Origin of the sequence: Helicobacter pylori SA221C (genome assembly GCF_000476855.1) — a bacterium.
Classification (GTDB): Bacteria; Campylobacterota; Campylobacteria; order Campylobacterales; family Helicobacteraceae; genus Helicobacter; species Helicobacter pylori_DK.
In genome coordinates this window covers 95,880-120,277 of record NZ_CBPT010000002.1, presented here as the reverse complement: position 1 = coordinate 120,277, position 24,398 = coordinate 95,880, and the positions used below count along the sequence as shown (strand labels likewise).

Here is a 24,398-nt window from a genome sequence, read left to right as displayed (position 1 = left end):
TACTTGTAGGCATGGAAAAATTTGGAGGTTTTTATGGTCAATGAAGTTCAAGGGATTGGGATTCCCACATCTCACACAAGCGTTCAAACAACCCCTACAAAAGAGATCAGTCGCACAAATACGATAAACACTATTGATGAATCTAAGACAACGATAGACTCTGATCAATACAAACCCAAACTGGAATTATTGAGCGAGCGTCTGAATGAAGAAATGAAACGCATTGGCACGGATATTAATTTTAGTTATAACGATACGATCAAAGGGTTAGTGGTTTCAGTCAAAGACGCTAATGGGGATAAGGTGATAAGAGAAATACCCTCTAAAGAAGCCGTGGAGCTTATGCAAAGAATGCGCGATGTGATAGGCATTATCTTTGATAAGAGAGGCTAAAAAGGCTAATCAAAAGTTTTGAAAGTTTAGAGGTTAGACATGGCAATAGGTTCATTAAGCTCATTAGGGCTTGGCAGTAAGGTTTTGAATTACGATGTGATTGACAAGCTTAAGGACGCCGATGAAAAAGCGTTAATCGCCCCCTTAGACAAGAAAATGGAGCAAAATGTTGAAAAACAAAAAGCCCTTGTAGAAATTAAAACGCTCCTTTCAGCTCTAAAAGGCCCGGTTAAAACGCTTTCAGATTATTCCACTTATATCAGTAGGAAAAGCAATGTTACAGGCGATGCGTTGAGCGCGAGCGTGGGGGCTGGCGTGCCTATTCAAGATATTAAAGTGGATGTGCAAAATTTAGCGCAAGGCGATATTAACGAATTAGGGGCGAAATTTTCTTCAAGAGACGATATTTTTAGCCAAGTGGATACCACGCTCAAGTTTTACACGCAAAACAAGGACTACGCCGTTGATATTAAAGCAGGAATGACTTTAGGCGATGTGGCTCAAAGCATCACGGACGCTACCAATGGCGAAGTGATGGGCATTGTGATGAAAACAGGAGGGAATGACCCCTACCAATTAATGGTGAATACCAAAAACACCGGCGAAGACAACCGAGTCTATTTTGGCTCACACCTCCAATCCACGCTCGCTAACAAAAATGCCCTTTCTTTGGGGGTTGATGGAAGCGGAAAAAGTGAAGTGAGTTTGAATTTAAAAGGGGCTGATGGGAATATGCATGAAGTCCCCATCACGCTAGAACTCCCTGAAAGCGCTTCTATCAAACAAAAAAACACCGCAATCCAAAAAGCGATAGAGCAGGCTTTAGAAAATGACCCTAATTTTAAAGATTTGATCGCTAATGGGGATATTTCCATAGACACTATTCATGGGGGGGAATCTTTAATCATTAATGACAGGCGTGGGGGAAACATTGAAATTAAAGGGAGCAAGGCTAAAGAGCTTGGGTTTTTGCAAACCACCACCCAAGAAAGCGATTTGTTAAAAAGCTCTCGCACCATAAAAGAGGGTAAATTAGAAGGGGTGGTTAGTTTGAATGGTCAAAAACTGGATTTGAGCGCTTTAACCAAAGAGAGCAATACTAGTGAAGAAAACACAGACGCTATCGTTCAAGCGATCAATTCCAAAGAAGGCTTGAGTGCGTTTAAAAACGCCGAAGGCAAGCTTGTGATCAATTCTAAAACCGGAATGCTCACCATTAAGGGCGAGGACGCTTTAGGCAAGGCCAGTTTGAAGGATTTGGGTTTGAGCGCTGGCATAATGCAATCTTATGAAGCTTCGCAAGACACGCTTTTTATATCTAAAAACTTACAAAAAGCGAGCGATTCAGAATTCACTTATAATGGGGTGAGCATCACACGCCCCACTAATGAGGTCAATGATGTGATTAACGGGGTTAATATCACTTTAGAGCAAACCACAGAGCCTAATAAACCCGCCATTATTAGCGTGAGCAGGGACAATCAAGCCATTATAGACAGCCTTAAAGAATTTGTCAAAGCCTATAATGAGCTTATCCCTAAACTGGATGAAGACACGCGTTATGACGCTGACACCAAAATCGCTGGGATTTTTAACGGCGTGGGCGATATTCGCACAATCCGATCTTCTCTTAATAATGTGTTTTCTTATAGCGTGCATACGGATAATGGGGTAGAAAGCTTGATGAAATACGGGCTTAGTTTGGACGATAAAGGCGTGATGAGTTTAGATGAGGCTAAATTGAGTAGTGCCTTAAATTCTAATCCTAAAGCGACTCAAGATTTTTTCTATGGGAGCGATAGCAAGGATATGGGGGGCAGAGAAATCCACCAAGAGGGCATTTTTTCTAAATTCAATCAAGTCATCGCCAATCTCATAGATGGAGGGAACGCTAAATTAAAGATTTATGAAGATTCCCTAGACAGAGACGCTAAAAGCCTAACCAAAGACAAAGAAAACGCTCAAGAGCTTTTAAAAACCCGCTACAACATTATGGCGGAGCGTTTTGCCGCTTATGATAGCCAAATTTCTAAAGCCAATCAAAAATTCAATTCCGTGCAAATGATGATCGATCAAGCGGCAGCTAAAAAGAATTAAAAAAACAGAGAGTTATCAATTTTAAAGGATAAAGGAACATTATGCAATACGCTAACGCTTATCAAGCCTACCAGCATAACCGAGTGAGTGTGGAGTCCCCGGCAAAACTCATTGAAATGCTTTATGAAGGGATTTTGAGATTTTCTTCGCAAGCCAAACGCTGTATTGAAAATGAAGACATTGAAAAGAAAATTTATTATATTAATAGGGTTACGGATATTTTCACGGAATTGTTGAATATTTTAGATTATGAAAAAGGGGGGGAAGTGGCGGTGTATCTTACAGGCTTATACACCCATCAAATCAAAGTTTTAACGCAAGCCAATGTGGAAAATGATGCGAGTAAGATTGATTTGGTGTTGAATGTGGCTAGGGGGTTGTTAGAAGCTTGGAGGGAAATCCATTCAGATGAACTCGCCTGATGTGTTATTAGATTCCTTTAAAATCGCTCTTGTTAAAAAAGATTCTAAGCAAGCCTTTTCATTGATAGAGCGCCTTTCTTTAGAGCAAATAAAAAGTTTAGATTTAGACACGCTTTTAAGCCTTAAGGAAATGATAGCCCAAAGCATTGAATTATTAGAAAAAGAAAAAGAAGAACTGCAATCGCAAATGCATAAGGCTAAGAAGATTCAAAAATTTTTGTCTTAGATTTTTTAAACTACGATACAATAAAAGCACTATTTTTATTGAAGGCTAAAGATTGTCTGAACCCATAGATAGATTCACGCGCATAAGGTGGTTGTTTAAAAACGATTTTGAAAAAATCCGCCAACAAAGGGTTTTAATCTGTGGTGTGGGGGGCGTTGGGGGCTTTGCACTAGACGCTTTGTATCGTGTGGGGATAGGGCAAATCACCATCATTGACAAAGATGTGTTTGATGTTACCAATCAAAACCGCCAGATTGGCTCAGAAAGGATAGGAGAATCTAAAGTGTTGGTGTTGCAAGATCTCTATAAGGGCATTCAAGCTTTGAATTTGCATATAGATGAAGCGTTTTTAAATTCATTTAATTTTAGAGATTATGATTACATTTTAGATTGCATGGACGATTTGCCTATTAAAACAAGCCTAGCGATAAAATGCCAGAATTTCGCTTACGGGAAGTTTATCAGCTCTATGGGGAGCGCGAAGCGTTTGAACCCTAAACACATCCAAGTAAGGAGCGTGTGGGAAAGCTATGGCGATAAATTCGGGCGTAAATTTAGGGATTTTTTAAAAAAACGCCGTTTTAAAGGGGATTTTAAAGTGGTTTTTAGCCCTGAAGTTCCGCATTGCATAGAGCTTGGGAGTTTTAATGCGGTTACAGCGAGTTTTGGTTTGCAAATAGCGAGTGAAGTCGTGCAAGACATTATCAACAATGAAAGGCAGTGGAATGAAAGATTACGAAGACGAATTGGAAGATTTTGAAGAAGAAGAATTAGAGGGCTTTGAAGAAGAAGATGAAGAGTATAATGATTATAAGAATGTCTATGATGATGACGATTATGAAGACTATAACTCTGATTATGAAGAAGAGTGAAAAATGATTTATGCAGGCGTCCTCCAGCATGCTTATTGCGGCTCTAGAAAAAAAACCATAGAGCATACAGCCAACCTGCTTGAACAAGCGCTAAAAAAACACCCTAAGACCAATTTAGTGGTGTTGCAAGAATTAAACCCTTATAGTTATTTTTGTCAAAGCGAAAACCCTAAATTTTTTGATTTGGGCGAGTATTTTGAAGAAGATAAGGCTTTTTTTAGTGCTTTAGCTCAAAAATTTCAAGTGGTGCTTATCGCTTCTTTATTTGAAAAGCGCGCTAAAGGGTTGTATCACAATAGCGCGGTTGTGTTTGAAAAAGATGGCTCAATCGCTGGAGTGTATCGCAAAATGCACATTCCTGATGACCCAGGGTTTTATGAAAAATTTTATTTCACGCCGGGGGATTTGGGCTTTGAGCCTATTATTACAAGCGTGGGGAAATTAGGGCTTATGGTGTGCTGGGATCAGTGGTATCCTGAAGCAGCAAGGATTATGGCTTTAAAAGGGGCAGAAATTTTAATCTATCCTAGCGCGATAGGGTTTTTAGAAGAAGATTCTAACGAAGAAAAAAAGCGTCAGCAAAACGCATGGGAGACGATCCAAAGAGGGCATGCGATCGCTAATGGCTTGCCTTTGATTGCGACTAACAGAGTGGGCGTGGAGTTAGATCCTAGCGGCGCGATTAAGGGGGGTATTACTTTTTTTGGCTCTAGTTTTGTGGTGGGGGCTTTGGGCGAGTTTTTAGCTAAAGCGAGCGATAAAGAAGAGATTTTGTATGCGGAAATTGATTTAGAACGCACCGAAGAAGTGCGCCGAATGTGGCCGTTTTTAAGAGACAGACGCATTGATTTTTATAACGATTTGTTAAAACGCTATATTTAATCAGTCAATCAGTTTAAAATTTAAGGTTAGAAAGGATTAAACATGGTAGGTGTGGTTTTTTGCGCTAAACAAGCGCAAAAATTCTATCATTTTTGCGCGGTATTTTCATTTTAACAAGGAGCAAAAATGCTAGAAAATAGCTCTATATGGAGCAATCCTGCCTTTGTGGCTATCATTTGCATGTGCGTTCTTAGCCTTTTAAGGCTCAATGTCATGCTTTCTATGATTAGCGCGACTCTCATAGCAGGACTTATGGGAGGGCTTGGGATCACGGAGAGTTTTAATGTAATGATAGACGGCATGAAAGGCAATTTAAACATCGCTTTAAGCTACATCCTTTTAGGGGCTTTGGCGGTAGCGATCGCTAAAAGCAACCTCATTAAAGTCGCTTTGAGCAAATTAATAGGCTTAATGGATTACAAACGATCCACTTTTTGCTTTTTGATCGCTTTCATCGCATGCTTTTCGCAAAATTTAGTGCCGGTGCATATCGCTTTTATCCCTATTTTAATCCCCCCTCTTTTGCATTTAATGAACCGGCTAGAACTGGATAGAAGAGCGGTCGCTTGCGCTTTAACCTTTGGCTTGCAAGCCCCCTACTTGGTGCTTCCTGTAGGGTTTGGCTTGATTTTTCAAACCACCATTTTAGAGCAATTAAAAGCTAATGGCGTTAGCTCTACCATAGCGCAAATCACAGGAGTGATGTGGATAGCGGGGTTAGCGATGGTTGTTGGGCTGCTTGTGGCTGTATTAACGCTATACAAAAAACCCAGGCACTACAAAGAAAAATCTTTTAACATAGAAAATTACGCCTCGCTTCAATTAAACTACCATGACTATTTGACTTTTATAGGGGTTATCGTGGCGTTTGTGATCCAATTAGCCACCGATTCGATGCCCTTAGCCGCCTTTTTAGCGTTAGCGATCATCTTATTAGGCCGTGGCATTAAGTTTAAAGAAACAGACTCGCTTATGGATGATAGCGTGAAAATGATGGCGTTTATCGCTTTTGTGATGTTAGTGGCTAGCGGGTTTGGAGAAGTGTTGCAAAAAGTGCATGCGATAGAGGGCTTAGTGAATGCGATCACAAGCGTAGTCCAAGGGAAGCTTTTAGGGGCTTTTTTAATGCTTGTTGTAGGGCTTTTTATCACTATGGGGATAGGGACTTCTTTTGGCACTATCCCTATCATCGCTGTGTTTTATGTCCCTTTATGCGCGAAATTAGGTTTTAGCATAGAATCTACGATTTTACTCATCGGCATAGCCGCAGCCTTAGGCGATGCAGGCTCACCGGCTAGCGATAGCACCATGGGGCCTACTTGCGGGCTTAACGCAGACAACCAACACAATCATATCTATGACACATGCGTGCCGACTTTTTTAGTCTATAACCTTCCTTTGATTGTTTTTGGAGTTCTTGGAGCGTTACTATTAGGCTAATCTATCAAGTTAAGAAAATCTTTTCTTTAGCCTTACCCTCTGGGGTTAATGCTTTTTTAGATGTGTTGGTGGTCGCGCTCTCGGTTTTTTTTGTGGGTAAGATTTCGCACCATCACATTGTGGCTTTAGGGGTGGGTTTGCAATTTTTGATGCTTTTTTATGGCATCAATACGATTTTATACACCGGCACCAACGCCATTCTGTCCAGGCTTGTGGGAGCTAGGGATTTTGCTCAAATCAATCACGCTTTTTCCAGTATTTTTATAGGGGCGTTTGTGATCTGTTTGGGCGTGCTGTTTGTTTCTTATTTTTTGATTGAGCCTTTTTTAAATTGGATGCAATTACAAAATCCTTCGTGCCAATTGACGCAAGATTATTTAGAAGTCTTAGTTATCGCGCTACCGAGTATTTTTTTAAAAAATGTTTTAGTTTCAGCGCTCGCTAGCTTTTCAGACACCTTAACCCCCTTTATTGTCAAAATCATCATGGTCATCGCATGCATTTTTTTGAATCAAGCCTTGATTTTTGGGGATTTTGGTTTTAAAAAAATGGGGATTGTAGGCTCTGCTTTAGCGAATGTGGTTGTCTCTTATTTGGAATTACTCGCGCTTGGCGTTTGGATACAAATCAAAAAAATCCCTTTAAAATTCAAAATAACCTTTCATTTTTCTTTTTTAAAAACCATGTTTAGAGTGGGTTGGCCGGCCGGGTTTGAGCGCTTATTGAGCTTATTTTCTTTAATCCTCTTATCCAAATTTGTAGCAAGCTATGGGGATAAGGTGTTAGCGGGCATGCAAATAGGCATTAGAGTTGAAACCTTTTCGTTCATGCCCGGATTTGGGTTTATGATCGCAGCGATGGTTTTAACAGGGCAAAATTTAGGGGCGAACAAGCCAAAGATCGCCACAGAATACGCGCATTTGATTTTAAAAATCTCTATGGGTTTAATGGGGGTTTTAGGGATTGTTTTAGTCTTATTCGCTAAAGAATTCGCGAGCCTTTTTTCTCAAGATGGAGAAGTTTTGGAAGTGGCGCGATCTTATTTGATCGCTGTGGGTCTCTCTCAAGCCCCCTTAATTGGGTATTTTGTGCTAGATGGAGTTTTTAGAGGGGCTGGCATTTCTAAAGTCTCACTATATATTAACACCCTAAGCTTATGGGGGTTAAGGATCATGCCTATTTACTTGCTTTTAATTCATCATTTTAAGGTGGAATTTATTTTTGTGGTGATCGCATCAGAAACTTTTTTGCGCTCATTCATCTATTATAAAGTTTTTTCTAGAGGCATATGGAAAAGATGCGGGAAAAAGGCTTAATCATTGCTTGAGCGTAGCGGTCGTTTTGAAACGGCTTTCTCGCACCACTTGCACGCCCACTTCACCCACATACTGAGCGCTCTCCTCTATCTTTTTAGCGATCTTTCTGGCAATAATAGGCACTTGATTGTCCCTAACTTGGTTGGATTTGACAATCACTCTTAATTCTCGCCCGCTCTCCATCGCATACGCTTTTTCCACCCCATCAAATTCTAACGCGATCTCTTCTAAAGCTTGCATGCGTTTAGCGTATTCTTCATCGCTCTTTCTCCTAGCGCCCGGACGCCCTGCAGAAAGCGCATCAGCCGCGCACACGCTCGCGCACTCCACGCTCAAAATCTCTTCATGCCCATGGTGGGCATAAATCGCATTGATCACAACCGGATCTTCTTTATGGCGCTTGCACACCTCAACCCCTAAATTCACATGGTCTCTCCCAAGCTCTTGAGTGAGCGCTTTACCAATATCATGCAAAATACCGGCTCTTCTGGCGAGTTTTTTATCCCCCCCAAGCTGCTCTGCAATCAAGCCGGCTAAAAGAGCGACTTCTTTAGAATGCTGTAAGGCGTTTTGCCCAAAACTAGAGCGGTAACGCATTTTGCCTATTAAAATTTTAAGCTCATCTTCCATAGCCCCAAGCTCTAATTCTAACACCACGCTCTCCCCTTCAGAAAGCAATTCTTTTTCCATGTTGCGCGCGACTCTGTGATAAACCTCTTCAATCCTGTTAGGCTGGATACGGCCGTCTTCTATTAAAATTTTAATCGTCTCGCTCGCCACTTCACGCCGATAAATATTGAAACTAGACAAGCACAATTCGCTACTATCTTCGCTAAATTCTATATCCACCCCGCTGACCTTTTTAAACGCTTCAATATTTTTCCCGTCTTTGCCTATCACACGACCGATATAATCTGAGCAGGGCAAAGCAATACGAGTTGTTAAATTCTCTGTCGCATAATTACCCGCAAAACGGGCTGTCGCTTCCGCTAAAATGGCATACGATTTTTTCTTGCCCTCTTCTTTGGCTTCTTTTTCATAACGCCTGATTAAAGCGCTTTTTTGCGCTTCTAATTCTTCTTCTAACTGCTCTAAAATCATGTTTTTAATTTCATCTTTAGTATAAGCCATGTAATTGAGCATCGCGTCTAGCGTTTTGGCTTGAGCTTCTTTACAAACAGCACGCTGTTTTTTAAAATTTTCTTTTTCTTGTTCTAAAATTTGGCGTTCTTTTTCAAGCTCTTTTTTTTCCTTTTCCAAATAGCGTTTTTCATCTCTTACAAATTCTTTGTGTTGCGCTTCTAAATGCTTCAAATGCGCTTCTTTTTTATCAAAATGGGTTTTGAGCTGCAAATTTTTGTTTTCATATTGCTGTTGCAACTTGCATTCTTGGCTTTTCATGCGCATCTCTTCAGCTTCCACGAAAGATTTCGCTTGAAACTCCATCAATTTGGCTTTAGCTGAAGCGCCTTTTAAAACGGCTTGCGCTCTAGCATAATAGATCTTTTTCATCACATAATACATGGCTAGAGCGGTAATCAAACACGCTACCAAGACTTCTAATGAAATGTAAATTAACCCCATGCTCATAATGTTTCCTTTTATCATTCTTCATAACGATACGAGCATTCATATAAAGATCCGCTTCAATGTCATGGGCATCTGTAAGAACACCATTAGCTATCGCTAACTCCCTGCTCACAAACACGATTAAGGGGCGTTTCAGTCGCCTTTTGAATAATTGGGGCAAACTCCTATCATACATGCCTAGCCCAAAACCCACGCGCCTAAAGCTTGTATCCATTCCTAAGATCGGCACGACAATACAATCCAATTCTCGCTTATAACAGCACGACAAACTCGGCTCATCAAACCACCCCAAACGCCTTAAGGGCAACCTAAAGGGCACGATACTGAAAACCTCTTTGGAAAAATCAGCGCCTTTTTTGATGCTTTTAGGCAACCACACGCGCTTATTTTTTTGTCTTAACCTAAAAATCAAAGGCCTGATGTCAAGCTCATGCCCTAATGGGCTATACAATAAAATATTTTGATAATCTTTGAGTTTCCAAAACAAAAGCTTGCAAGCCAATTTATCCCTGACTTTATTTTTTGCTTTAGCCCTTTTCAAGCGTTCTTTACAAAAATCTCTAAAAATCGTTTTAATGGTTATAATCCTTAAATTTTAGACTTACATTATAGTATAATTTTAGGTTATTAGTTACCATTTTATTATTCTTAAGGATGTGTTTATAATGAGAATTAAGGCTTATTTTTTGCGTTTTATCGCGCTGGTTTTGATTGTTTTGTTGGGTTTTAGCGCTTGTAAAAATTCTCAAAAATCTCAAGATTCTCAAAACAATACCACCCAACAAGATAGCCCTAAAACCTACACCGCTATGGATTTGAATAACCAAGAATACACGATCACAGGCGATTTAGATTCCCTAAACATCAGCCCAGATTCTAACGCCCCTACCCTATTAGTTTTAAGCGCTTTAGATAATTCTTTAAAAGATTACGCCCCCACCTTTAACGTCTTAAAAAAAACTTTTAAAGATCGTTTGAGGGTGCTTATTTTACTCAATCAACCCTATTCAAGCGATGCAATCAAAGACTTTATTGCGCCTTTTCAAACTGATTTGATGATTTTAAACCCTAAAGATACCGCTCTTTTTGATCATTTAAACCATGACGCTTTAAACCATTCTTTTAACATGCTCTTATATGACAAACACCAATTGATTAAAGTGTATCAGGGGATTGTGCCAGCAGAAATGCTCCAATTTGATATTTCCAATTTAAAGGACTGAATTTAATGTTTAATTTTTTCAAAAAAATTGTCAATAAGATTAAGGGCGAAGAGAAAGAAAAAAAGCGTGAAAATATCCCTAAAGAGGAATTAGAAGAAATTTTGATTGGCTTTGATATTCAATACGATTTGATAGAGAGCTTGTTAAAGCATTTAGGCGATTTAGTTACGCCCAAGCAATTGGAAGTCGCCTTGTTGCGTTTTGTGCGTGGGGAAAGCTATTATGATAAAACCCGCCTAAAAACTATCACCACAAAACCCTTAGTGCATCTCATCGTGGGGGTTAATGGGGCGGGTAAAACCACAACGATCGCTAAATTAGCCAAACTCTCTTTAAAACAGCATAAAAAAGCGCTTTTAGGAGCCGGCGATACCTTTAGAGCGGCCGCAGTCAAACAGCTCCAATTATGGGGCGAAAAGCTTAACGTTCAAGTCATTAGCGCTAAAGAAGGGAGCGATCCAAGCTCTCTAGCTTATAACACCATAGAAAGCGCGATCGCTAAAAATATAGATGAAGTTTTTATAGACACCGCTGGGAGATTACACAACCAGACCAACCTTAAAAACGAGCTTTCTAAAATCGCGCGCACCTGCTCTAAAGTTTTAAAAGACGCCCCCTTTTATAAATTCCTTATTTTAGACGGCACGCAAGGGAGTTCTGGGCTAACGCAAGCCAAAATTTTCCATGAGACTTTGGCGTTAGACGGCGTGATCATGACTAAGCTTGATGGCACTTCTAAAGGCGGAGCGATTTTAAGCGTGCTGTATGAGTTGAAATTACCCATTCTTTATTTAGGAATGGGCGAAAAAGAAGACGATTTGATCGCTTTTGATGAAGAACGCTTTATAGCAGATTTGGTTGATGCGGTGTTTGTGGGACAATAAATTAAAAATTATTGATTAAGAATAACCCTAAAACTTATATCCATGTGGTTTGCTTCTTGTAAAGCGTTACAAATCTCTGCGTTTTTGGCATAAAACTCCTTAAGCGGGATGTGGGGATAAAGCTTTTTGTGTGCTTCATCAATCCTGCAAATTAACGGGCGCGATTCATAAATCTTGCACAGATTGGTTTCTGAATCCAAAAACTTGCACACCCCATTGCCGGCATCAAACCCAATAAGCTCAATAATCCCGGTGATATTCTTGCAACAAAGCCCACAAGAGGTGCAAGGGAAACGATTAAGAGTTGTTCGCTTTTTTGATTCTTCCATGCTCGCTTCTTTATACCCTCTATTTCACGCCCTTTTTTCCTCTTTCAAATCTCTATAGTCCTAAGAAGTCTTATCGTCTCTTAGATCTTCAAGCTGTGCCTGCCTAAAACTAATATCACGCAAGCTATAATGCCCATTTTCTAAGCTATCCATCTGTTTTCGCATGAGATTAAGGGCTTTTTGCGCTTTTTTATTGAGCTTTTGGTGTTCGTCCATGATAGACACCTTCAAAAAAGCGCTCAAAGTCGAGAGCGTTGAAACGGTAACGCAGAGCTGATCTTTTTCTTTTTGATTGTAAAGAGAGGTATCGTAGTGATGCTTTTTCATCGTGGCGATGGCGTCTTGAGAAAGCGAGAAAAATAGCATGTCACATTTTGTGATCTGCCTGGTGAAAAGCCTCGCCATTTTTTCAATAGCTTGAAACTGATCAATCATCACAACCGCTTCCTCAAATCTCACTCTGATCTCTTCGTAGCGAGCCTTAGCATTTTCTAGCTTTTTTTCCATTTCAGCGGCTCTCAAAGCTCCAAAAATAGCGAGTGCGGGTCCGGCTAAAAGCCCCATACTTCCAACTATACCTCCAGTAGCCAAACCAAATCCCACAGAGAAATTTCCCACAGCATTTCCAACGACACCAAAGATATCAAAGGAACTCATCTTGAGATTTTTATCAATAATTTTTAGTGTATCTGACACAGAGAGTTGGATATTTTCCATGCTATCTTTTTTGTTGCTAAGTTCAAATCCTTTTAATTGATTAAAATGGTGCGAAAATTCTGAAATTACTTGATTTCTAATATAACACTTTTTCTCTTCAAATCTCGCAAGAGCAAACTCGCAATCAGAAGCCACAGCTTTAATAACTTCTTCTGCTTCCTCTAGCAAATCATTGCCTTCATTGATATACTTAATATATTCATTGGTCTCTTCGCTGAGAATGTCTGCATCAACTTTTTTTTGACTCCGTATCCTGCTGCCGCTAGGGCCACTCCAGCTGCTATAATAAATGGCAATGGCATGTTTTATCCTTTATGTGTTTATGATATTTCTTAAAGCTTCTAGATTTTCATCAATGCTTTTTTGGAGCTCAGCACGCATGGTTTTCTTTTGTTCTCTTGATAAATCGCTTGCATCAATAAGATCTTCATGGCGGTAGATAAGGCTGAGCGTTTGACCAATATCAATAATTTCTTCAATAACGCCATCTTCAGTCCCATGCGTTCTAGCGGCTTGCACGAATTTCTCACGATCTCTTTGACTGAAAGAACCACCCTTTTCCAATGATTCTATCATAGCGGTTATAGATAACTCTATCACAGTGGCTACAAATGACTTTATCACACTTCTCCTTTAAATTTCTGTTCTTCCACGGCTAGTTATGAAATCCCAACCCTCTTTGGAATTATCAAATAACGCCTTTTGACCTAGTCTTTCTTGGATCTTGTTATTGATTCCTATACCTAAATCTGCATCCCCTGTATAACTTGCTCTCCAAAGCTCGTCAAAACTCTGATTGAAAAACTTGGTAGTTTCATGAAAATATCGCTCAAACACCTCCTTAAATTGATTTTGATACACCTCTAACAGCTTGATAAGCACCACATCCTTTGCATCTTTCATGGCTTGATCGAACACTTCTTTGGAATCCTTGCCATTTCCAACATGTTCATATAAATTCATCAATAATAATTAAATTCATCAATAATAATGGTGCAAATTTTATAAGCATTTTGCTCTCTGTAATATCCACCCCTGCTTCATGAGAGCTTTGTAACGAAATATTTTGCATGTTTTCTAACATGAATTACCCTCTCTTTAGCGGTGTTAATAGGTGAGATTTAAAAAAAGCGAGAGATTTTGGGGATTTTAAAAGGTTTAGGATAGGCTTATAAGTAACCCCCCCCCCCGAAAGACCGGAAACTAAAAAAGCCGGAAATAAAAAACGCTAGGACTTTTTCCATAAAGACCGCCTTATTTTTTATAAAAATGTTTAAAATAATAAATATTTTCCCCTACCCCCCTGTGTAGTAAAACGCCCTTGTGGGAGTTTCGCTGTTTTTATCATTCCACATGTTTTTTTCTGGTTTATTGATGACAGATTGTTTTAAAAACCTTTTCATCATTTTTGTATCTTTATTTATGATCGCTTCTTTAGCGTCTATGGCGTCTTGATAGTATAAGCATGGGCAAATCTTGCCATCAGAAGCCAAACGGATACGATTGCAAGATTGGCAAAAATCATCGCTATGCGGAGCGATAATGCCAAATTGATAGCCATTTTCTAGCGTGTAGATTTTAGAAGACCCTTGTTTAGGTTTTTCTGTCGCAATGATTTGATATTTTTGAGCGATCAAATCTAAAATTTCTCGCTCTTTCAAGCCTTTAACCAAACTTTTAGCATGCGTGTTTTCCATAAATTCAATGTAGCGGATTTGTATGCGCCTATTTTTTGCGTATTCTAAAAGCTCTAAGATTTCATCATCATTAACGCTTTTTATCACAACCGTGTTTAATTTGAGTTTTAAACCCACTTTCAAGGACTCTTCAATCCCTTCTAGCGTGTTTTTAAGAGCGTCTTTTTGAGAGATTTTTAAAACCCTATCGCTTTTTAAAGAATCTAATGAAACATTCACTTGCGATAACCCGGCATTTTTTAAATCCTTAGCCATTTTTTTGAGTAAAAAACCATTAGTGCTTAAAACTAACGCCACTTCTTTATTGTAAGCGTGTAGTTTAGCGATAAATTCATCTAATCCTTTACGCAATAGCGGCTCCCCACCCGTGATTCTAATTTTTTTAACGCCTTCATCAATGGCGATTTTAAGAAATTCTAAAACATTATCCAAAGGCAATAATTCTTCATCATCAAAAAAATTTAATGGCGTAGTAGGCATGCAATACTGACACCTGAAATTACATTGTTTGGTTACAGAAACCCTAATATAGTCAATAACCCTATTAAAACTATCTACTAACACTCCCTTTTCCCTTATGCCCTTTTATTTAAGCTTTTAGTGTAACATAATAAACCATAACTTAACAACATAAACATGGATAGATCTTTTGAAAAACCCTATCATTGATAACATTCCTTGCGTTTTACTGGCTGGGGGCAAAAGCTCTCGTTTTATCATCAATAATATTCAAATCAATAAGGCTCTCATGCCTTTAAAATCGTATCCTAGCCTTTTAGAATACCAATACTCGCGCCTTTTAAAACTTTTCAAAAAAGTTATTATCAGCACTAAAAAATCGTATAAACTAAACGCTCCCTACCTTTTAGAAAGAGAAAGCGGTCTTTTTTCACCCCTTTTTGGCATTCATAACGCTTTTTTAACGCTGCAAACCCCTTATATTTTTTTTATCCCTATAGATACGCCTTTAGTGTCCTTTGAAAGCATTAAAACTCTTTGTGAAATTAAAAATTTTAGCGTAGTCTATGCTAAAAGCCCTACAAAAGAGCATTATTTGATTTCTCTGTGGCATCAAAATACCCTTAACGCCCTTAGTTACGCTCTTAAAACGCAAAATTATCGCCTTAGCAATCTTATCAAAAACGCCTCTTCAGTCGCTATCCATTTTGACAAAGAAGAAGAATTTTTAAACCTAAACACCCTAAAAGACTATGAATTAGCCGTTCAAATTTTAAAAGAGAGGGCCAATGGCTGAAGAAGAAAAAACCGAACTCCCTAGCGCGAAAAAAATCCAAAAAGCCAGAGAAGAAGGCAATGTGCCTAAGAGCATGGAAGTGGTGGGGTTTTTGGGGTTATTGGCCGGGCTAATGAGTATTTTTGTTTTTTTTATATGGTGGGTGGATGGCTTTAGCGAAATGTATCGCCATGTGTTGAAAGATTTTTCCCTAGATTTCAGTAAAGAAAGCGTTCAAGAGCTGTTTAACCAGCTGGCTAAAGACACTTTTTTATTGCTTTTACCGATTTTAATCATTTTAATGGTAGTGGCGTTTTTATCTAATGTCTTGCAATTTGGCTGGCTCTTTTCCCCTAAAGTCATTGAGCCTAAATTTTCTAAAATCAACCCTATCAATGGCGTCAAAAACCTTTTTTCTTTAAAAAAGCTCCTTGATGGGAGTTTGATCACCTTAAAAGTTTTTTTAGCTTTTTTTCTGGGGTTTTTCATCTTTTCCTTATTTTTAGGGGAATTAAACCATGCGGCTCTTTTGAATTTGCAAGGCCAGTTGTTGTGGTTTAAAAATAAGGCGTTATTACTCATTTCTTCGCTTTTGTTTTTATTTTTTGTCTTGGCTTTTATAGATTTAGCAATCAAGCGCCGCCAATACACTAACTCTTTAAAAATGACTAAACAAGAAGTTAAGGACGAATACAAACAGCAAGAAGGAAACCCAGAAATCAAAGCCAAAATCCGCCAGATGATGGTAAAAAACGCCACGAATAAAATGATGCAAGAAATCCCTAAAGCCAATGTCGTGGTGACTAACCCCACCCATTATGCCGTCGCTCTCAAATTTGATGAAGAACACCCTGTGCCTGTGGTGGTGGCTAAAGGCACGGATTATTTAGCTATTAGGATTAAGGGAATCGCCAGAGAGCATGACATAGAAATTATAGAAAATAAAACGCTCGCCAGAGAGCTTTATAGGGATGTGAAATTAAACGCTGCCATACCAGAAGAATTGTTTGAAGCGGTGGCGATTGTCTTCGCTCAAGTGGCTAAATTAGAGCAAGAACGCCAAAAACAAAAGATCATCAAATCTCTTTAAGATTTCTTAAACCCGCTTTTAAGCCCCAAAAAGACACTCAATCAAAGACACTCAAAAAACTTTAGCTATCCCTATTTGATGAAAGCTTTAAATCTTATGCTCCAAACGCCTTAAAGTGTTATGGATGTATTCTAAAAGCCACCCCAACAGGCCTAAAAAGTAAAAACCCAACCGCATGCCATAATATTCTTTAGTTTGAATGAACATGCTAGAGCATAGCACCACCACGCTAAGCCCCACAATCAAAATAAGCGTGTTAGCGTATTCATACAGCCCAAAAAGGCGTTTATGATAGATTAAAACCAGTATCAATAAAATAAGAGCGAGGATAAAAAGGGAAAAATCCACGCAATCAGACACGCTTAAAAATCTAAAACTCTGTAAAGAAGAAGCAAAAACCCACACGATGCAAATATTCATAGAGGGCAAGAAAGATTGCTTCATACTAGCCCCTAAAAAACGCCACAATAAAGTCGCTAACAGCGCAAAATAGAAAAGATAAAGCGCTATTAAAGAATGTTTAACAGGAAAATTCCAAGCGTAGAAAGAAAGGCATAAGATCCCTATACAAGCGCATTTTTGGCGCGTGAGGGTGAAAGGCTTAACAATAAGCACAAGCAGATAAATTAAAGAAACGCCTATTAGCCCCAAGTAATCTAATTTGACAATGAAATCATAAACATGGTTTTCAAACAAAAAAAACAATTGGGAAAAATCATCGCTGAAATGCGAAAACAACAAAGTTTCCACATTGAACAAAAACAACAAAAAAAACAATGAAGAAAAAACGACTTTATGCGTGTATATTTTTTGATAAAAATTCATCTACAACCTAATCATTGCCTAATCATTCTTGCTGAAGAAACTATCAATGCCATCAGCAATGCCCTTAGCCAAGATCTTTTGATACGGTTTGCTTTGGATGCGTTTAGATTCTATCGCATGGGAATTATAACCAATTTCTATTAAGATTGAAGGCATTAAAGCCCCGGCTAACACCCAAAAAGGCCCCTCCCTAACACCCCCATCCACCACATCAGGGTAATTTTTGCGGACACTTTGGAGCATGCCGTATTGCACATCAATCGCCAGTTTGTTAGAAACAATCAGTCGCTGCGTGTTCAATGAATTTAAAAACAAACTTTTAGAAAAATAATCCATCAAATTCACATCGTCTTTATTTTCTTGCTCAGCCACTTTCCTAGCCCTTTCACTCCTTGCGGTGGATAAGAAATAAGTCTCTATACCATGAGCGTTAGAAGTGGAATGTTTAGGGATGGAATTGGCATGCACTGAGATGAATAAATCCGCCCCTTTTTTATTGGCTAGTTCCGTGCGAGCCACTAAATCAATATAAATATCCTTATCCCTTGTCAATAAAACGCTATAGCCTCTTTTTTTAAGCTCTTTGTATAAAAACTTCACCACTTCTAAAACAATGTCTTTTTCACACACCAAATTCGCGCTCATCGCCCCACAATCTTTCCCCCCATGCCCAGCGTCTAAAACGATTTTTTTGTGTTTTTTACGCTTGGTTTTGATGAAAGTGTCATTTTTTTCTGCTATAAAGACTTGGTTCTTACTCTCATTTTCCGCTTCTTTTTTAGGAATTTCTTTTTTAGGAATTTCTTTTTTAGGAATTTCTTTTTTTAGGAATTTCTTTTTTTAGGAATTTCTTTTTTAGGAATTTCTTTTTTAGGAATTTCTTTTTTAGGAATTTCTTTTTTAGGAATTTCTTTTTTAGGAATTTCTTTTTTAGGAATTTCTTTTTTAGCGCTCCTTTCGTTCAATGGAGAGTGCGCATGTTTTGAGCGTGCATGCTTAATAGGCGTTTTTTCTTTAGTCTCTTTAGACTTTTTAGCCTCTTTTTTAATGGTCTTAGGGGTGGGTTTTGGCGTTGTGTGTTTGAGTGCATGGTGTTTGGGTGGTTTTAGCACCATTTGATGCCTAATTAAGGGCTTTTTCTCCACGATAGAAACATAGAGCTTGTCTTTAAAGATTTTAACTTCATAAGTCATCTTAGGAGCATGGCTAATGACCACTCGCGCTAATTTAGGGCTGAATTGCGCGATCGTGATAAAAGATTGTTTGGAAAATTGGTAATGCTTTTTAGGAATGGTTAAAATGGCTTCTAATTCCAAATAACTCTTGAAATTTTTGAGCGAAACTTCTTTGAATTTTTTAATTTCTTGATTGAACAGAATTTTAACGCTGCTAGAACCAAAAGGCACAATGTTGGTAATTTTAAGGGTTGTAGCATAAGCAAAATGCAACCACAAAAGACATGCAACAACCCCTAATCTCACAAGCACTACAAATTAACCCTCTGTAAGCTCTTTGATCAATTCATGCACGCTGATAATCTTATCCACTCTATAGCCATTAGCCCCAGTAAAATAAAGCCCCTCTTCTCTGTTTCCTAAATAACTGCGCCCCAAGCCATCAGCGATACAATAACCCACCTTTTTAGCCTCTTCACCCCTGTTGCAAGGCGCTACACAATTGCTCACGCATGCGATTTTAGGCGCATTACCCTCTTCAATGCGCTTGATCACTCCCGTATTAATAGCCCTAGCCGGATAGCCTACAGGCGATTTAATGAGTAAAATATCTTCTTTGTTGAGCGTGGGCAAAAGATCGGCATACACTTTAGCGTCGCATTCTTTCGTGCCTAAAAAACGAGTCGCCATCTGCACCCCACTCGCTCCAAGGCTTAACATGGTGTCTATATCTTTCCTATCCCAAATCCCCCCAGCAGCGATGATAGGGATATTCCCCCATTCTTTAGAAGCTTCCACGACTTTAGGCACTAAGTTTTCTAATCGGAATTCTTCTTTGAAACAATCTTCGTATTTAAAGCCCTGATGTCCCCCACTCAAAGGCCCTTCCACAATGAATGCGTCCGGGATTCTTTTATAGCGATCGCTCCATCTTTTACAAAGGATTTTTAAAGCCTTCGCTGAAGAAATAATAGGGATGAGCGCCACATCGCTAAAATCCTTAGCGAATTCAGGCATGTTAGTGGGCAAACCAGCCCCTGTAATAATGATATTCGCTCCCGCTTCACAAGAGTCCCTTAAAACACGGCCATAGTCATTGATAGCGTATAAAATATTCGCTCCTAAAGGGTTGTTCCCACAAATCTTCCTAGCGTTTGCAAAAATCTCATTCAACGCTTTTTTGGAGTAAAAATTCAAGGCTTCAAAGGGTTTTTTAGCCACAATCCTTTCTACAAAACGCATGTTTTTATAATAACCAGTCCCTACGGCTGAAATCACTCCTAAAGCCCCTTCTTTGGCAACATTTCCAGCTAGTTCATCCCAGCTAATCCCCACACCCATTCCCCCTTGAAAGATAGGGAATTTTATGGTGTGCTTACCGATTTTTAGCGGTTTGAGTGTTGATACCATAGCTCTTTCCTTAATATTAGTTAATATTTAATTTTATAAATCTTTTCTTACCAAGCTGTATAACATAATTTCCTTTAACAAAACGATAACTCTCATCTTTTACCACTTCTTGATTAATCTTTACCCCTCCCCCTTGAATATCGCGCCTGGCTTGTGAAGTGGATGGGCAAAAGCCAATCTGTTTTAAAACATCTAAAATCCCAACCCCCTCATCAAAATCGCTCTCTGATAAAATTTCGGGCAAAAGGTTTGCGCTAAACACTTTAGAAAATTGCTCTTTAGCCTTAATCGCTTGTTCATTATCATAATAACGAGCCACGATTTCACTAGCGAGATCTTCTTTAACGGCTTTAGGGTGCAGGGTTTGGTTTAAAATACCATGTTTTAAGTCTTCAATTTCTTCTAAAGTCTTAGTGCTCAAAAGGGTGTAGTAGCGCCACATGAGATCATCGCTCACGCTCATGATCTTCCCAAACATCGCATTAGGCTCTTCAGTGATCCCCACATAATTCCCCAAGCTTTTACTCATTTTTTGCACCCCATCAAGCCCCTCTAATAAAGGCATGGTAATGATAGACTGCTCTTTATTCAAGCCGTAAGATCGTTGCAAAAAACGCCCCACCAGCAAATTAAACTTTTGATCATTGCCCCCAAGCTCAATATCCGCATCCATCGCCACTGAATCATAGCCTTGCAACAAAGGGTATAAAAATTCCACGATGCTAATGGGGCGGTTTTCTTTATAGCGTTTAGCAAAATCGTCCCTTTCTAGCATTCTAGCGACTGAAAATTTCGCGCACAATTCTATCATGCCCTTTGCACCTAAAGCATCCAACCAAGTGGAATTAAAGCACACTTCGGTGTGTTGTTGATCTAAAATTTTATAGATTTGCTCTTCATAAGTTTTAGCGTTTTCTAAGACTTGCTCCCGGTTTAAGGGCTTTCTGGTTTCATTTTTCCCTGTAGGATCGCCTATCATAGCGGTAAAATCCCCAATCAAAAACTTAACTCTAGCCCCATATCGCTGCAATAAAGCTAATTTTTGGATCAATACCGTATGCCCTAAATGCAAATCGGGAGCGGTAGGATCAAACCCGGCTTTAACGATAAAGCGCTCATTGGTTTCGTAATATTTTCTCACCAGCTTTTCAATATATTCTAACCCAATGATTTCATTAGTGCCTCTAGCGATCTCTTTTAAGGCGATACTGATTTTTTGTTCCATGTTTATTCCTTAATTAGGGCTTATTATGATTCATAAGCGTCATCTAGACTGGATAATTCTACAATCCTATCCTGATATTTGCGATTGATTAAGGCTCTGATCCAATCCGCCTTATCCGTGGCTATTTCAAAACTCACTTCACAATGGCTAGAATATTTGTCTTTATAGCCTAAGTAAGACACGCCCACAATATTGCATTCATTCCTGTTTAAAAAAGTCAATAAACCCGCTAAAACCGACTTTTTTTCGCCTAAATAAAACATCATTTTATAAATCGTTCGATCCCGCTTGTGCCATTCTATATAAACCATAGGCGCTTTAGCGTCCACTTCCGCTATCGCTTTTTTGCAAAATTTATGGTGCGCAACCGCCTTTGGATCTTTCAAATCCGTTACAATCGCAATGATTTCATCGCCATATTTAGGGTAACAACAATCATTCAACAACACCTGTTTGATTTCTAAAGCGTTGCTTGAACAAACGCTAAAATGTTCTAATTCCTTACACTGCCACTGCCGATTGGGGGCTAAAAAATTCAAGACATTGGTTTTAAAACCCAAATACCTCAAACCTCGAGTCCATAAACTCATCTCTTGGTATTCTAAAATCGCATCTTCTTTTAAAGAAAACACCTTATTTTCAATTTCTTCAGTGAGTTTGGCTAAATTCTCAAAGCTTTTCATCGCTTCTGTTAAGGTAATCTCCACCCCGCAATCTGTTAATTTTTCTTCAAAGTTTTTATAATCTTTTAAATCCACATCTTCAAAAACAGAACGCCCAAAAAAAGTCGTTAGAATATTTACCATGCTCTTAGTATCAATCTCTTTCAAGCGGTTTCTTCTTTGGATGCGCAAATGGTTTTTAGCCTTAGAAGTTTTAAGCTGATCCATCCAAATGAAACGAGGTATTATTTTATCGCCTTTAACGATTTTAACCACATCCCCGCTTCTTAATTCCTGGTTGAGTAAGGCTTTTTTACTATTGATATAAGCGTCCGTGGCTTTATCGCCCAAATCGCTATGCACCATGTAAGCAAAATCTAAAGCGATCGCACCCACCGGTAAAGTGTAAGTGTCCCCATGAGGCGAAAAAACGACAATATCTTCACGATACAAATCGTTCTTAGCGAGTTCGTAAAATTCTTTAGGGTCGTTTTTCAAATCGCTGTCATGGTATTTAAAATTTTGCAACCATCTCATGCCCTCATGATGATCTTCATGATCCACGCCCCCGGCTTTATACTTCCAGTGGGCTGAATTACCATACTCCGCCCCCATGTGCATATCAAAGGTGCGGATCTGCACTTCATAAACAGAAGATTCATCAAAAATGGTCGTGTGTATCGTCTTGTAACCATTTTCTTTGGGTAAAGCGATGTAATCTTTAAAACGAGAGACAATGGGTTTGAAATTCAAATGGATAATCCCTAAAACCTTATAGCAATCAATCGGGTTTTTCAATAAAATCCTAATGGCTAACAAGTCTAAAATTTCATCAATATTGACTGCGCCCTTTCGTTGCATCTTAAGATAGATAGAATAGGGGCGTTTCACCCTTGTAACGAGTTTAAAATCCGAATGGCTAAACCCGCTATCAAAAAGTTTTTTTTCTAGCTTGCTCGCAAAAGCGTTGAGTTTTAAGAGTAAAGACTGCTTGTTTTTGTGCAAATATTCCTTGATATTTTTATACTCTTCTGGATAAATATAATAAAAGCTCTTGTCTTCTAATTCATTTTTGATTGAAGACATGCCCAATCGGCTCGCTATGGGGGCATACACTGCTAGAGTCTCTTTAGAAATACGCACTTGCTTGTCATGAGGCAAGGCGTCTAAGGTGAGCATGTTGTGCAACCTGTCGCTAATCTTTACCACTAAGGCTCTTGGATCTTGTATCGCGCTAATAAGGATCTTTCTAAAAGTGAGCGCTGAAACCACCATTCTGGGATCTTGAGAGCTCACGCCTAATTCTTCTTTCCTGATTTCAGTGATTTTAGTGAGCGCATCCACTAAATTAGCCACATCTTGCCCAAATTCTTGCTCAATCGTTTCAATCTCACAAGGCGTGTCTTCTACCACATCATGCAAAAGCGCAGCGCACACCATCGCCTCATCGCCCCCACAAAACGCCACCAAGCCTGCCACACAAATAGGATGGACAACATAAGGCTCGCCGCTTTTTCTGTATTGCCCCTTATGGCTTTTGGTTGCTAAATTTAGGGCGTTTTCAATTTTGGGCGTGAAATCAATTAAAGTCCTTAAGATTTCAATGCCACCCTTTGGGGTCGTAACTTTTTTGATAACATCCAGAATCCGTAAGAATCCGATATCAACGGATTTATCAATTTCGTTCATCTATCCTGTCTATATCAATTTTCCCTTCAGCGATTTCTCTGATGGCAATATCCACTAATTTATGGCGTTTAGGGTCCATATTCACTAAAGTTTTGGCTCCGGCGTTTAATTGCTTCACACGAGCGAAAACTAAATTATCTAGCATGTAGCGGTCGTTCCCAATATTTTTTAAGGCTTGAGCGACTAAACTCTCTGTTCTCTCTTTTTTCAAACTGATCCTTTTATTTTGAACTCTATCCAATTTTAAAGGGCTTATTTTACCATAGAAAATACGCCTTGTTGGTGCTTGATCACTTGCAATAAATTCCCTTTTTTGAACATGTTACACACCACGATGGGGAGCTTATTGTCTTTAGCTAAAGAAATAGCGGTATCGTCCATCACTTCAATATCCCCTATCAAGGCATCGTTATAGCTTAAAGTGTCTAATTTTTTAGCGTCTTTGAATTTGTTAGGGTCTTTGTCATAAATGCCATCCACTTTAGTCGCTTTAATGATTAAATCCGATCCAATTTCAATCGCTCTTAAAGTAGCCGCCGTATCCGTAGTGAAAAACGGGTTTCCCGTGCCAGCGCCAAAAATCACCACCCTACCCTTTTCTAAATGCCTGATCGCTTTTCTGTAAATGTAACTTTCGCAAATCTCTTTGATTTCAATCGCGCTTTGCACTCTTGTGTCTAAGCCGATATGCTCTAAAGCTTCTTGCATGGCTACCGCATTAATCACGGTGGCTAACATGCCCATATAATCCCCACTAGTGCGCCTGATAATCCCCCCTTGAGCCGCGCTAACCCCCCTAATGATATTGCCTCCACCAATCACAATACCCACTTCAATAGCGTTTTCCACTAAACTTTTGATCTCTTTAGCGATGTGATCTAACACATGAATGTCAATCCCAAACTGGTTGTCCCCAGCTAACGCTTCCCCAGAAAATTTCACCAAAACCCGTTTGTTTTTTATTTTTGCTTGCATGATCCCTTCTTAATTAATTAATAAA

At 39.1% G+C, this 24,398-nt stretch carries 26 protein-coding genes and 2 pseudogenes; 13 read left to right on the top strand and 15 right to left on the bottom strand.

Going from position 1 to position 24,398, the window contains the following annotated elements; genetic code table 11:
- Positions 1-33 precede the first annotated feature (33 nt).
- The 9 genes from QU01_RS02085 to QU01_RS02045 all read left to right on the top strand — a co-directional run bounded on the left by QU01_RS02085 (position 34) and on the right by QU01_RS02045 (position 7,648).
- On the top strand, positions 34-393 hold the full coding sequence (locus tag QU01_RS02085; protein WP_033761688.1) for a FlaG family protein: 360 nt from the start codon (positions 34-36) through the stop codon (positions 391-393).
- Between the two features lie 39 nt (positions 394-432).
- The gene (fliD, locus tag QU01_RS02080) at positions 433-2,490 is read left to right on the top strand and encodes a flagellar filament capping protein FliD (protein WP_033761690.1); all 2,058 of its coding nucleotides are present in this window, start codon (positions 433-435) and stop codon (positions 2,488-2,490) included.
- A gap of 41 nt (positions 2,491-2,531) precedes the next feature.
- A complete protein-coding gene (gene fliS / locus QU01_RS02075) occupies positions 2,532-2,912 on the top strand; it encodes a flagellar export chaperone FliS (RefSeq protein ID WP_001199081.1) in 381 nt (126 codons plus the stop codon).
- Positions 2,899-3,138 carry a hypothetical protein gene (locus QU01_RS02070; RefSeq protein ID WP_033761692.1) on the top strand — a complete coding sequence of 80 codons (240 nt, stop codon included), beginning with the start codon at positions 2,899-2,901 and terminating at the stop codon, positions 3,136-3,138. Before fliS ends, QU01_RS02070 begins: the two co-directional genes overlap by 14 nt.
- 52 nt (positions 3,139-3,190) lie before the next feature.
- Positions 3,191-3,898, top strand: a complete 708-nt coding sequence (locus QU01_RS02065) for a tRNA threonylcarbamoyladenosine dehydratase (protein WP_195742650.1) — start codon at positions 3,191-3,193, stop codon at positions 3,896-3,898.
- On the top strand, positions 3,864-4,010 hold the full coding sequence (locus QU01_RS02060; RefSeq protein ID WP_000656207.1) for a hypothetical protein: 147 nt from the start codon (positions 3,864-3,866) through the stop codon (positions 4,008-4,010). Before QU01_RS02065 ends, QU01_RS02060 begins: the two co-directional genes overlap by 35 nt.
- A 3-nt stretch (positions 4,011-4,013) precedes the next feature.
- A complete protein-coding gene (locus tag QU01_RS02055) occupies positions 4,014-4,892 on the top strand; it encodes a carbon-nitrogen hydrolase (protein WP_000638531.1) in 879 nt (292 codons plus the stop codon).
- A 126-nt stretch (positions 4,893-5,018) separates the two neighbouring features.
- Positions 5,019-6,332, top strand: a complete 1,314-nt coding sequence (locus QU01_RS02050; protein ID WP_033761693.1) for a Na+/H+ antiporter family protein — start codon at positions 5,019-5,021, stop codon at positions 6,330-6,332.
- Entirely contained in the window at positions 6,332-7,648 is a 1,317-nt protein-coding gene (locus tag QU01_RS02045) for an MATE family efflux transporter (protein ID WP_240444956.1), read from the top strand. Before QU01_RS02050 ends, QU01_RS02045 begins: the two co-directional genes overlap by 1 nt.
- On the opposite strand, the gene rny is transcribed toward QU01_RS02045, so the two are convergent.
- Entirely contained in the window at positions 7,649-9,160 is a 1,512-nt protein-coding gene (rny, locus tag QU01_RS02040) for a ribonuclease Y (RefSeq protein ID WP_033761890.1), read from the bottom strand.
- Positions 9,138-9,806: a 5-formyltetrahydrofolate cyclo-ligase gene (locus QU01_RS02035; protein ID WP_080248321.1), complete on the bottom strand. Its 669-nt coding sequence runs from the start codon at positions 9,804-9,806 to the stop codon at positions 9,138-9,140. The genes rny and QU01_RS02035 overlap by 23 nt, the downstream gene beginning before the upstream one ends.
- A 97-nt stretch (positions 9,807-9,903) precedes the next feature.
- Between QU01_RS02035 and QU01_RS02030 the strand changes: the two genes are divergently transcribed.
- Positions 9,904-10,461 carry a hypothetical protein gene (locus QU01_RS02030; protein ID WP_033761699.1) on the top strand — a complete coding sequence of 186 codons (558 nt, stop codon included), beginning with the start codon at positions 9,904-9,906 and terminating at the stop codon, positions 10,459-10,461.
- A gap of 5 nt (positions 10,462-10,466) precedes the next feature.
- Complete coding sequence (ftsY, locus tag QU01_RS02025; RefSeq protein WP_033761701.1) at positions 10,467-11,345, top strand: signal recognition particle-docking protein FtsY; 879 nt, start codon at positions 10,467-10,469, stop codon at positions 11,343-11,345.
- 8 nt (positions 11,346-11,353) lie between these two features.
- On the opposite strand, the gene QU01_RS02020 is transcribed toward ftsY, so the two are convergent.
- From QU01_RS02020 to moaA, 6 genes and pseudogenes are all read right to left on the bottom strand, one after another.
- Positions 11,354-11,674: a YkgJ family cysteine cluster protein gene (locus QU01_RS02020; protein ID WP_033761703.1), complete on the bottom strand. Its 321-nt coding sequence runs from the start codon at positions 11,672-11,674 to the stop codon at positions 11,354-11,356.
- Positions 11,675-11,734: 60 nt separating this feature from the next.
- Positions 11,735-12,559 (bottom strand): hypothetical protein, encoded by an 825-nt coding sequence (locus QU01_RS02015; protein ID WP_033761704.1) that lies wholly within the window; start codon positions 12,557-12,559, stop codon positions 11,735-11,737.
- Positions 12,560-12,703: 144 nt separating this feature from the next.
- Complete coding sequence (locus QU01_RS02010) at positions 12,704-12,967, bottom strand: hypothetical protein (protein ID WP_033761892.1); 264 nt, start codon at positions 12,965-12,967, stop codon at positions 12,704-12,706.
- A gap of 57 nt (positions 12,968-13,024) precedes the next feature.
- A pseudogene (locus tag QU01_RS08360) lies at positions 13,025-13,270 on the bottom strand (hypothetical protein); the annotation flags it as partial.
- Positions 13,271-13,340: 70 nt separating this feature from the next.
- On the bottom strand, positions 13,341-13,475 hold the full coding sequence (locus QU01_RS08425; protein WP_267864687.1) for a hypothetical protein: 135 nt from the start codon (positions 13,473-13,475) through the stop codon (positions 13,341-13,343).
- 211 nt (positions 13,476-13,686) lie between these two features.
- The gene (gene moaA / locus QU01_RS01995; RefSeq protein ID WP_033761706.1) at positions 13,687-14,652 is read right to left on the bottom strand and encodes a GTP 3',8-cyclase MoaA; all 966 of its coding nucleotides are present in this window, start codon (positions 14,650-14,652) and stop codon (positions 13,687-13,689) included.
- Between the two features lie 85 nt (positions 14,653-14,737).
- Between moaA and mobA the strand changes: the two genes are divergently transcribed.
- Both mobA and flhB read left to right on the top strand, forming a co-directional pair.
- Positions 14,738-15,343 carry a molybdenum cofactor guanylyltransferase MobA gene (gene mobA, locus QU01_RS01990; protein WP_033761709.1) on the top strand — a complete coding sequence of 202 codons (606 nt, stop codon included), beginning with the start codon at positions 14,738-14,740 and terminating at the stop codon, positions 15,341-15,343.
- Positions 15,336-16,412 carry a flagellar biosynthesis protein FlhB gene (flhB, locus tag QU01_RS01985; RefSeq protein WP_033761710.1) on the top strand — a complete coding sequence of 359 codons (1,077 nt, stop codon included), beginning with the start codon at positions 15,336-15,338 and terminating at the stop codon, positions 16,410-16,412. The genes mobA and flhB overlap by 8 nt, the downstream gene beginning before the upstream one ends.
- Positions 16,413-16,499: 87 nt before the next feature.
- Here the strand turns inward: flhB and QU01_RS01980 are convergent, their stop codons facing one another.
- From QU01_RS01980 to pyrH, 7 genes and pseudogenes are all read right to left on the bottom strand, one after another.
- Entirely contained in the window at positions 16,500-17,237 is a 738-nt protein-coding gene (locus QU01_RS01980; RefSeq protein ID WP_033761711.1) for a hypothetical protein, read from the bottom strand.
- A gap of 18 nt (positions 17,238-17,255) precedes the next feature.
- Positions 17,256-18,724 (bottom strand): annotated as a pseudogene (locus tag QU01_RS08355) (N-acetylmuramoyl-L-alanine amidase family protein).
- A gap of 6 nt (positions 18,725-18,730) precedes the next feature.
- Complete coding sequence (gene fabX / locus QU01_RS01965; RefSeq protein WP_000255245.1) at positions 18,731-19,822, bottom strand: decanoate oxidase/trans-2-decenoyl-[acyl-carrier protein] isomerase FabX; 1,092 nt, start codon at positions 19,820-19,822, stop codon at positions 18,731-18,733.
- Between the two features lie 16 nt (positions 19,823-19,838).
- Positions 19,839-21,047 carry a tyrosine--tRNA ligase gene (gene tyrS / locus QU01_RS01960; protein ID WP_033761713.1) on the bottom strand — a complete coding sequence of 403 codons (1,209 nt, stop codon included), beginning with the start codon at positions 21,045-21,047 and terminating at the stop codon, positions 19,839-19,841.
- Between the two features lie 23 nt (positions 21,048-21,070).
- Entirely contained in the window at positions 21,071-23,398 is a 2,328-nt protein-coding gene (locus QU01_RS01955; protein WP_033761715.1) for a RelA/SpoT family protein, read from the bottom strand.
- Positions 23,385-23,609, bottom strand: coding sequence for a DNA-directed RNA polymerase subunit omega (locus tag QU01_RS01950; RefSeq protein ID WP_000712202.1), 225 nt, complete (start codon positions 23,607-23,609; stop codon positions 23,385-23,387). Before QU01_RS01950 ends, QU01_RS01955 begins: the two co-directional genes overlap by 14 nt.
- A gap of 41 nt (positions 23,610-23,650) precedes the next feature.
- Positions 23,651-24,373: a UMP kinase gene (gene pyrH / locus QU01_RS01945; RefSeq protein WP_001148049.1), complete on the bottom strand. Its 723-nt coding sequence runs from the start codon at positions 24,371-24,373 to the stop codon at positions 23,651-23,653.
- Positions 24,374-24,398 lie beyond the last annotated feature (25 nt).

What these genes read in the sequence shown, in the direction of transcription:
- QU01_RS02010 (WP_033761892.1), bottom strand. Translation starts at nt 12,967, where the DNA reads ATGATAGAATCATTGGAAAAGGGTGGTTCTTTCAGTCAAAGAGATCGT.
- QU01_RS02070 (WP_033761692.1), top strand. Translation starts at nt 2,899, where the DNA reads ATGAACTCGCCTGATGTGTTATTAGATTCCTTTAAAATCGCTCTTGTT.
- fliD (WP_033761690.1), top strand. Translation starts at nt 433, where the DNA reads ATGGCAATAGGTTCATTAAGCTCATTAGGGCTTGGCAGTAAGGTTTTG.
- fabX (WP_000255245.1), bottom strand. Translation starts at nt 19,822, where the DNA reads ATGGTATCAACACTCAAACCGCTAAAAATCGGTAAGCACACCATAAAA.
- QU01_RS02055 (WP_000638531.1), top strand. Translation starts at nt 4,014, where the DNA reads ATGATTTATGCAGGCGTCCTCCAGCATGCTTATTGCGGCTCTAGAAAA.
- flhB (WP_033761710.1), top strand. Translation starts at nt 15,336, where the DNA reads ATGGCTGAAGAAGAAAAAACCGAACTCCCTAGCGCGAAAAAAATCCAA.
- fliS (WP_001199081.1), top strand. Translation starts at nt 2,532, where the DNA reads ATGCAATACGCTAACGCTTATCAAGCCTACCAGCATAACCGAGTGAGT.
- QU01_RS02050 (WP_033761693.1), top strand. Translation starts at nt 5,019, where the DNA reads ATGCTAGAAAATAGCTCTATATGGAGCAATCCTGCCTTTGTGGCTATC.
- pyrH (WP_001148049.1), bottom strand. Translation starts at nt 24,373, where the DNA reads ATGCAAGCAAAAATAAAAAACAAACGGGTTTTGGTGAAATTTTCTGGG.
- QU01_RS02060 (WP_000656207.1), top strand. Translation starts at nt 3,864, where the DNA reads ATGAAAGATTACGAAGACGAATTGGAAGATTTTGAAGAAGAAGAATTA.
- QU01_RS01955 (WP_033761715.1), bottom strand. Translation starts at nt 23,398, where the DNA reads ATGAACGAAATTGATAAATCCGTTGATATCGGATTCTTACGGATTCTG.
- QU01_RS08425 (WP_267864687.1), bottom strand. Translation starts at nt 13,475, where the DNA reads ATGTTAGAAAACATGCAAAATATTTCGTTACAAAGCTCTCATGAAGCA.
- QU01_RS02030 (WP_033761699.1), top strand. Translation starts at nt 9,904, where the DNA reads ATGAGAATTAAGGCTTATTTTTTGCGTTTTATCGCGCTGGTTTTGATT.
- QU01_RS02020 (WP_033761703.1), bottom strand. Translation starts at nt 11,674, where the DNA reads ATGGAAGAATCAAAAAAGCGAACAACTCTTAATCGTTTCCCTTGCACC.
- ftsY (WP_033761701.1), top strand. Translation starts at nt 10,467, where the DNA reads ATGTTTAATTTTTTCAAAAAAATTGTCAATAAGATTAAGGGCGAAGAG.
- QU01_RS01980 (WP_033761711.1), bottom strand. Translation starts at nt 17,237, where the DNA reads ATGAATTTTTATCAAAAAATATACACGCATAAAGTCGTTTTTTCTTCA.
- rny (WP_033761890.1), bottom strand. Translation starts at nt 9,160, where the DNA reads ATGAAAAAGATCTATTATGCTAGAGCGCAAGCCGTTTTAAAAGGCGCT.
- QU01_RS02085 (WP_033761688.1), top strand. Translation starts at nt 34, where the DNA reads ATGGTCAATGAAGTTCAAGGGATTGGGATTCCCACATCTCACACAAGC.
- tyrS (WP_033761713.1), bottom strand. Translation starts at nt 21,047, where the DNA reads ATGGAACAAAAAATCAGTATCGCCTTAAAAGAGATCGCTAGAGGCACT.